Raw genomic sequence first — 2,112 nt, 5'->3', positions numbered from 1 at the left:
CACGCGCGCGTGGCCGTTGCCCACCCTCACGCGGGCGTGGGCCGCGCGCGGCAGCCCTTCCACACGCGCGGGGGCCACGCGCTACAGCGAACCCATGTGGTCGAGCTTGCGCAGGATCACGCCCTCGCGGAGTGCCCACGGGCAGATCTCCAGCGCCTCCACGCCGAACAGGTCCATCGCTCCCTCGGCGACCAGCGCGCCCGCCAGCAGCTGGCTCGCGCGTCCCTCGGAGACGCCCGGCAGCTCCGCGCGCTGGGCGGTGGTCATGCCGGCCAGGCGGGGCACCCAGGCCTCCAGGGACTCCCTCTTCAGCTGGCGCTGGACGTAGGGCCCGTCGGCGGAGCGGGCGGCGCCGGCGAGGCGGGCGAGCTGCTTGAACGTCTTGGAGGTGGCGACGACGTGGTCGGGGGAGCCGATGCGGCTGAATTCCCCGACGGTCCGGGCGATCTCGGCGCGCACGTGCCGCCGCAGCGCTCGTATCTGCGCGGCGTCGGGCGGGTCCCCGGGCAGCCAGCCGGCCGTGAGCCGGCCCGCGCCGAGCGGGAGGGAGACGGCCGCGTCGGGCTCCTCGTCGATGCCGTACGCGATCTCCAGGGAGCCGCCGCCGATGTCCAGGACCAGCAGCTTGCCTGCCGACCAGCCGAACCAGCGGCGGGCGGCCAGGAAGGTGAGCCGGGCCTCCTCCTCGCCGCTGAGGACCTGGAGCTCGACACCGGTCTCGGCCTGCACGCGCGCGAGGACGTCGTCGGCGTTGCTGGCCTCGCGCACGGCGGAGGTGGCGAACGGCAGCACGTCCTCGACGCCCTTGTCCTCGGCGGCCTGGAGGGCCTCCTGGACGACGCGGATCAGCGTGTCGACGCCCTCGCGGCCGATCGCACCGCTCTCGTCGAGAAGTTCCGCGAGGCGCAGTTCCGCCTTGTGTGAGTGCGCGGGCAACGGGCACGCGCCCGGGTGCGCATCCACCACCAGCAGATGCACCGTGTTCGATCCCACGTCGAGGACACCGAGTCTCATGCGCGGAACGCTACTGCCAGCCGCGCTGGCCTCGGCCCCTGGTGCCCATCCTGAGACGGTCCCGTTGCCGCACGCGGGCGACTTACCCTGGTCAGGTGCCAAAGACGAAAAAGGCGAAGGAAGAAAAGGCCGACAAGGTCGACAATGCCGCCGAATCCACCAAGGTCCCTTCGGGTTCTTCGCGGGTGAAGTCGTCGAAGAAGTCGCGCAAGGCCCTGGCAGCGGACGAGAAGGGCCTCGACTTCGCGCGCGCGTGGGTCGAGTTCCCCGACCCCGCGGACGGCGATCAGATCTTCCGGTGCGATCTGACCTGGCTGACCTCTCGCTGGAACTGCATCTTCGGCAGCGGCTGCCAGGGCATCCAGGCGGGCCGCGCGGACGACGGCTGCTGCACGCTCGGCGCGCACTTCTCCGACGAGGACGACGAGAAGCGCGTGGCGGGGCACGTGGCGCGGCTCACGCCCGACATCTGGCAGCACCACGCCGAGGGCGAGCGCGACGGCTGGATCTCGGAGGACGAGGAGGGCTCCCGGCAGACCCGCCCGTTCAACGGCTCGTGCATCTTCCAGAACCGCCCGGGTTTCGCGGGCGGCGCCGGCTGCTCACTGCACATCCTCGCCCTCAAGGAGGGCCGCGAGCCGCTGGAGACCAAGCCGGACGTCTGCTGGCAGCTGCCGGTGCGGCGCACGTACGACTGGATCGACCGGCCCGACGACACGCGCGTGCTGCAGATCTCGATCGGTGAGTACGACCGGCGCGGCTGGGGTCCGGGCGGGCACGACCTGCACTGGTGGTGCACGTCGGCGACCTCGGCGCACGGCGCGGGTGACCCGGTGTACGTCTCCTACCGGCCGGAGCTGATCGAGCTGATGGGCAAGGCCGGCTACGACCGTCTGGTCGAGCTGTGCGAGGAGCGGCTCGCCTCGCAGCTGCCGTTGCTCGCCCCGCACCCGGCGGACCCGGTACCGGCACCGGCACCGCGTCCGGTGGATCCCGTCGATCCGACCGCGTGAGGCCCTCGACCCGACCGTGTGAGGCCCTCAATCCGACCGTGTAGGGCCCTCGGCCCGGCTCCTGGGAGCCGGGCCGAGGGCCCTA

Annotated in this window: 2 protein-coding genes; one reads left to right on the top strand and one right to left on the bottom strand. The window is 72.3% G+C overall.

Features of this window, described 5'->3' with window-relative positions; translation table 11 throughout:
• Positions 1–81 precede the first annotated feature (81 nt).
• Positions 82–1,014, bottom strand: coding sequence for a Ppx/GppA family phosphatase (locus BZL64_RS35440; protein WP_086773161.1), 933 nt, complete (start codon positions 1,012–1,014; stop codon positions 82–84).
• 95 nt (positions 1,015–1,109) lie between these two features.
• Between BZL64_RS35440 and BZL64_RS35435 the strand changes: the two genes are divergently transcribed.
• Complete coding sequence (locus tag BZL64_RS35435) at positions 1,110–2,027, top strand: DUF3109 family protein (RefSeq protein WP_397687550.1); 918 nt, start codon at positions 1,110–1,112, stop codon at positions 2,025–2,027.
• Positions 2,028–2,112 lie beyond the last annotated feature (85 nt).

It is taken from the genome of Streptomyces bobili (genome assembly GCF_002154575.1).
GTDB lineage: Bacteria > Actinomycetota > Actinomycetes > Streptomycetales > Streptomycetaceae > Streptomyces > Streptomyces bobili.
Note: the sequence above shows the minus strand (reverse complement) of the source record. Positions and strands in the feature narration are given on the sequence as shown.